This is a genomic window from Streptomyces sp. HSW2009 (assembly GCF_040240285.1).
Taxonomy (GTDB): domain Bacteria; phylum Actinomycetota; class Actinomycetes; order Streptomycetales; family Streptomycetaceae; genus Streptomyces.
In genome coordinates this window covers 1-4851 of sequence record NZ_JBEHZD010000557.1, presented here as the reverse complement: position 1 = coordinate 4851, position 4851 = coordinate 1, and the positions used below count along the sequence as shown (strand labels likewise).

General features: G+C 73.1%; 5 protein-coding genes. All 5 read left to right on the top strand.

Features of this window, described 5'->3' with window-relative positions; all coding sequences use genetic code 11:
• Positions 1-194: 194 nt before the first annotated feature.
• Genes AAHZ94_RS28500 through AAHZ94_RS28480 form a run of 5 tightly spaced genes read left to right on the top strand, consistent with a single transcriptional unit; the run spans position 195 to position 4677 of the window.
• Positions 195-1196 carry a beta-ketoacyl synthase N-terminal-like domain-containing protein gene (locus tag AAHZ94_RS28500; protein ID WP_349996453.1) on the top strand — a complete coding sequence of 334 codons (1002 nt, stop codon included), beginning with the start codon at positions 195-197 and terminating at the stop codon, positions 1194-1196.
• Positions 1189-2106 carry a beta-ketoacyl synthase N-terminal-like domain-containing protein gene (locus tag AAHZ94_RS28495; protein WP_349996452.1) on the top strand — a complete coding sequence of 306 codons (918 nt, stop codon included), beginning with the start codon at positions 1189-1191 and terminating at the stop codon, positions 2104-2106. The genes AAHZ94_RS28500 and AAHZ94_RS28495 overlap by 8 nt, the downstream gene beginning before the upstream one ends.
• Entirely contained in the window at positions 2103-3881 is a 1779-nt protein-coding gene (locus AAHZ94_RS28490) for an alpha/beta fold hydrolase (protein WP_349996450.1), read from the top strand. The genes AAHZ94_RS28495 and AAHZ94_RS28490 overlap by 4 nt, the downstream gene beginning before the upstream one ends.
• Positions 3878-4516 carry a 2-hydroxychromene-2-carboxylate isomerase gene (locus AAHZ94_RS28485; protein WP_349996448.1) on the top strand — a complete coding sequence of 213 codons (639 nt, stop codon included), beginning with the start codon at positions 3878-3880 and terminating at the stop codon, positions 4514-4516. Before AAHZ94_RS28490 ends, AAHZ94_RS28485 begins: the two co-directional genes overlap by 4 nt.
• Positions 4517-4527: 11 nt before the next feature.
• Positions 4528-4677 (top strand): hypothetical protein, encoded by a 150-nt coding sequence (locus AAHZ94_RS28480; protein WP_349996447.1) that lies wholly within the window; start codon positions 4528-4530, stop codon positions 4675-4677.
• Positions 4678-4851 lie beyond the last annotated feature (174 nt).

The following is a 4851-nucleotide window of genomic DNA, read 5'->3' as shown; positions in this document are numbered from 1 at the left end:
CCCCCCGATACCACCACAGGGTTTAGGGGCGCCCGCGCCATTGGTTTAAATGACCCGGCCCCCGGGGGCCCCCCCGGGGGCGCATCGGCGACCCCGCCAAGCTGAACGTCACCCACGGCTACGGCATCGAAGCCGCGACCGAGGATGGCTACCGCGCCGCCCCCCCCCCCGCCCTCACCGGCGCCGGCGGTGGTGTGCAGGGCGCGGCGCAGGACGCGTACGGGGTCGGCGAGCAGGTGCGGCTGGCCGGCCGGTGGCTGGCCAGCGCCGTCGCCGGTGCGCTGGCCGAGGCCGGCGTGGACCCGGCCGAGCGCCGGGTCGCGGTGCTGGTCGGCACCGGCCTGCGGGAGCTGCGCGCCGTGGAGGAGTGGCACGGCGACGGCGCCGCGCTGCGCCTGGCCCAACTCCACTTCAACGAGGCCGTGCGGTCGGTGGCGCCCGCCGTGACCGAGGTGCACACCCTCGCCAACGCCTGCGCCGCCTCCGGTTACGCGCTGGCGCTCGCCGCCGACCTGCTCGACCTGGAAGAGGCCGACGCGGTGGTGGTGGCCGGCTGCGACACCATGACCGAGTCGATGCTCACCATGATCGGCCGGGTCGGTACGACGACGGCCGACACCGTGCGGCCCTTCGATCAGGACCGGGACGGGGTGCTGCTCGGCGAGGGCGCCGCGGCCGTCGTCCTCGAACTCCCCTCCGACAAGCCGGCGTTCGGGCACATCAGGGCCGTCGGCATCGGCTGCGACGCGTTCCACGAGACCGCGCCCGACCCGAACGGCATCGTCGCCACCATGCGCGACGCCCACCAGCGGGCCGGCATCACGCCCGCGGACGTGGACCTGGTGGTGGCGCACGGCACCTCCACCGCACTCAACGACCCGACCGAGGCGACCGCGCTGGCCGAGATCTTCGGCGACCTGCCCACCGAGCAGGCGCCCGTGGTCACCGGCATCAAGGGCGCGATCGGCCACACCTCGGGCGGCGCCGCGCTGATGAGCGTGCTGGTGGCCTGCCGGGCCATGCGCACCGGCACCGTGCCGGCCGTCACCGGCCTGCGCACCGCGATCCCCGAGGCCAAGCCGCTGTCCCTGGTGGTCGGCGAGCCGCTGGCGGCCCGGCCCAAGGTGGCGCAGATCAACGCGTTCGGCTTCGGCGGCGTGAACGCCGTCACCATCGTGGAGGCCGTCGATGTCTGAGACCCGTAAGGCGGACGAGCCGCTGGCCGTCGCCGCCTGGGCCGTACACGTACCCGGGCTGACCGCGGCGGACCTGCCGGGCTCGCCCGACGAGCCGGCGTGCACGCCCGATGACGCCAAGGACGTGCTGGGCCGCAAGGGCCTGCTCGGCAAGGAGCCCTCGACCCGGTTGGCGCTGTGCGCCGTGCACCGGGCGCTCGGGCTGCCCCCGGGCAAGCTGGCCGAGCCGCTGCCGTACGCGCCGGGCACCGCCGTCGTCGTCGCCTCCAACCTCGGCAACGTCGAGACGGTGTGCACGGTCCTGGACGACATGCGCGAGCGCGGCGGCACCGCGGTCAGCCCGCTGGACGCGCCCAACGCCTCCAGCAACGTCATCGCCTCCTCGCTGGCCATCAAGTACGGCTTCAACGGCCCCAACCTGGCCGTCTGCTCCGGCGCCCCCGCCGGGCGCGCCGCCGTCCGGCTGGCCCGGCGGCTGATCATCGGCGGGCGCGCGGCGCGGGCCGTGGTGGTGGGCGTGGAGCCCGCCGACCCGATCGCCAGCGCCCTGTCCGGGCTGCGCACCGGCGAGAGCGGCGCACTGGGCGGCGGCGCGGGCGTCGTGCTGCTCGGCCGGCCCGGCGCCTGGCCGTGGGAGACCGGCATCGCCTGCGGCCCGGTGGTACGGAGTGCGGAGCGGCCCGAGGCTGCGGCGCCGGCCCTGGCCGACGCGGCGGGCGGCGAGTTCTACGGCGCCGCCGGCGTCGTGCGGCTGGCCGTGGCGGCGGCGACCCTCAACGCCGCTGCCGACCCGGCCGCAACGCCGTCGTACACGGTGGGCTGCGGCGACGCCGACGACGGCTATCTGACGGTGTCCGTCGGCCGCGCCGCAGCGGACCGCACGCCGGTCGGCGCGGGGAGCGCGTCGTGAGCCGGGGGACCGCCGGCTGGACCCTCATCGCATCGGACGGGCCGCTCCAGGTGTGGCGCGGCCCGGGCGAGGGCCCGGCGCTGGTGGCCGCGCACGGCATCGAGGACTCCTGGAAGAACTGGCGCGAGCTGACCGGCAAGGTCCCCGGCTACACCCCGTACGCCCTGCAACTGCCCTGGCACGGCGGCAACGACTACACCTGGCCGGCCGGCGGCGGGCCGGCGGACTGGCTGCGGCGGGCGCTGGCGCTCGTACCCGAGCAGCCCAAGGTCCTGGTGGGACACTCCTTCGGCGCCAACGCCATCCTGGAGCACCTGTCCACCCTTGAGGGCGATCCGGAGCTGGACGCGGTGCTGCTGGTCGCGCCCTTCTACCGGCCCGCCGACTTCCCGCTGTCCGAGCCGCTGCGGCTGCGCTCGCTGGCCGCGTTCCGCCGCGTCCTGGTGGACGGGCTGCGGGTGTCGCTGGGCAGCAAGGCCGGGCGGATGGACCCCGAGGTGCTCTCCCTCATGGAGCACAAGCTGCTGGGCCGGGCCGTGCCCGCCGGGTTCCCCGTCTTCTACGACGCGTTCGAAGCCTCGGGCCACCACGACCTGTCCCGCATCACCGTGCCCACGCTCGTCCTGGTCGGCCGGGGCGACGAGGGCATGACGCCGATGCGCGCCGCCGCGCTCGACCGGGCCATGCCCGCCGCGACGCTGCGCGTCAAGCCGAACTACGGCCACTTCTGCCACATGGAGCAGACCGAGGAGATGAGCGCGGAGACCATCGCCTTCCTCCGCGCCCCCCGGTCAGCCGCCGAATCTCCCGAAGGAGGAACAACCGTGACCGAACTGCTCGACGGTCAGCCGACCAGCTACGTCGGATCACCGCGCTACGAGGGCGCCAACATCCGCACCTGGATCGGTTTCAAGCACTTCATGTACCTGGTCGAAGAGGGGGTGTTGCAGTACTTCCGCGACCGCGGCGTCGGTGCCCGCGACATCTACCACCGCTACGGCCTCGGCCTGGAGGTCGTCGACTCCTCGGTGCAGCTCCCGGTGGCCCTGGAGGCCGAGGAGCAGGTGTACGCCACCGTCGTCTCCGCCAAGCCCAAGCCGGGCCAGGGCGCGCCGTTCAACGTGACGCTCACCGTCGAGCGCGAGGGCGAGACCGTCACCACCCTCAAGGGCAAGGTCCGGGTCGCGCTGGTCGCCGTCAAGGACGGCTCGGGCAGCGAGCCGGTGCCGGCGGTCCTGGAGCCGTACGTGGTCCCGGACGTGTCCGCGCTGACCAACTCGGCCAAGGCCACCCTGCCGATCCCGGCCGGCTCCAGCGTCGCCGACGTGCTGGCCCCCGAGGGCTCCGGCGCCTACCTGTGGGACTGGCGCGCGCCGTACTACTACTGCCACTTCTCCGACCGGCTCCAGCACTCCGCGTACATCAGGACCCTGGAAGAGGTCGTCGACCGCTTCCTGGCCGACCGGGGGCTCGCCGTCGGCAAGCTGCTGGACGAGCGCGGCTGGATTCCGGTGGTCTCCCGGGCCCGGGTGCAGATGGTCTCCGACATCTACATGGAGGAGACGGTGCACACCGTCTTCAAGGTCGAGGACATCCTCAAGGACACCATGTACACCGCCCGCATGGACTGCTACGTGCGCCGCGGCGACAGCCTGGAGCTGGCCGCCACCGGCACGATCATGCACGGTTACGCGATCAGCCGCGGCGAGAACGCCGGCACCGTCGCCGTCCTGGACGAGGCCACCCAGCAGACCCTGCTCGGGGGTGCCGCATGAGGAAGCCGCCGCGCCTGTACTTCTCGCTCCGCTCGCCGTTCAGTTGGATGGCCGTCCGGCAGCTCGAAGAGCGCTTCCCGAACGCGCAGGACATCATCGAGTACATCCCGTTCTTCGAGCCGGACGCGATCAGCAGCGCCGCACTCGAAGAGCAGGGTGGCGAGTTCCACTACGTGGCCATGAGCAAGGCCAAGCACCTCTACATCCTCAACGACACCAAGCGCCTGTCGCAGAAGTTCGGCTACGCCATGAAGTGGCCGATCGACAAGGGCGACGAGTGGTGGGAGCTGCCGCACCTGGCCTGGATCAAGGCCAAGGAGCTGGGCGTGCACCGCGCGTACTACACCGCGGCGATGGCCGCCCGCTGGGAGCGCGGCGAGGACATCTGCAACCGCGAGACCCTGCACCGGGTGTGCACCGAGGCGGGTCTTGACGCCGACGCCCTGGTCGGCGCGCCCGACGAGCCGCACATCCGCGAGGCGGGCGTGCAGGCCCTGATGCGGGTGTACGAGGACGACGTTTTCGGCGTCCCGTACTTCAAGGTCGGCCGGCACCGCTTCTGGGGCCTGGACCGGCTGGACGACTTCGTTACCACCCTCGAAGAGGCGCTGGCCACGGCCGCCGCCAAGGCGTGAAGGAGTGCGTGATGACCACCACCGCTAGCCCCGAGCAGCAGACCGAGAACTACCCGCTGGTGGACGCCGAGTGGGGCCCCGACCCGCTGGCGGACATCCCCGCCGAGCTGATCGAGCGCCACGGCGCCATGGACCACGACACCGCGGGCGGCTGCGGCTGACGCCGCGGCCCCACCCACCGCCCAGAAGGGGAAGGACGACCCAGTGACCGAGACCGGGACCGACACCGAGCGCCCGATGGCGATCGTCACCGGCGGCTCGGCCGGGCAGCGGCCCCCCCCCCCCCGAACAAACGCCCCCCGCCGGAAACCCAAAGCGGTGATGAAACGCAAACG

Coding starts and splice junctions, on each gene's coding strand:
- AAHZ94_RS28495 (WP_349996452.1), top strand. CDS start 1,189: ATGTCTGAGACCCGTAAGGCGGACGAGCCGCTGGCCGTCGCCGCCTGG.
- AAHZ94_RS28485 (WP_349996448.1), top strand. CDS start 3,878: ATGAGGAAGCCGCCGCGCCTGTACTTCTCGCTCCGCTCGCCGTTCAGT.
- AAHZ94_RS28480 (WP_349996447.1), top strand. CDS start 4,528: ATGACCACCACCGCTAGCCCCGAGCAGCAGACCGAGAACTACCCGCTG.